Annotated in this window: 1 protein-coding gene and 1 pseudogene; both read right to left on the reverse strand. The window is 41.8% G+C overall.

Translation table 11 applies throughout. The features are described 5' to 3' along the window. Positions 1–104, reverse strand: a pseudogene (locus HEM79_RS23235) (DUF4222 domain-containing protein); the annotation flags it as partial. A 6-nt stretch (positions 105–110) separates the two neighbouring features. Then, the coding region (locus tag HEM79_RS23240) for a hypothetical protein (protein WP_183082733.1) at positions 111–371 on the reverse strand (261 nt) is incomplete at its 5' end.

Genomic DNA, 371 nt, shown 5'->3' on the forward strand with positions numbered 1-371 from the left:
TTTACCGTTACTCTGTTACCGTTCTTATCCAGATAAATAGCGCCGGGGATAATTTTGGGGTGTGCATAACCGCTGGCAGTCAAGCCAGATAAATATGTTCTCATGATTATTTATCCCCGATTTGAATCAGTATTCGCTTTCTTTATGGCATTTAATGCATCTGTGGCATTTTCAATGGTGCACCGTAACGAAATATCAAACTGCCCAAGCATTACCAGTAACAAACCGATATTACCCATATCAATGCGCATGGCCTTTTCGTCATAGTCCTCATTTTCTGACGCATGCCACATCAGGCTACCAATTGACGCAATACCCATTGATATATTGTCAGTAGCCCCATCCGCAGCGGAATAAACCTTTTTAGCAAT

It is taken from the genome of Escherichia sp. 93.0816 (assembly GCF_013368855.2).
Lineage (GTDB): Bacteria > Pseudomonadota > Gammaproteobacteria > Enterobacterales > Enterobacteriaceae > Escherichia > Escherichia ruysiae.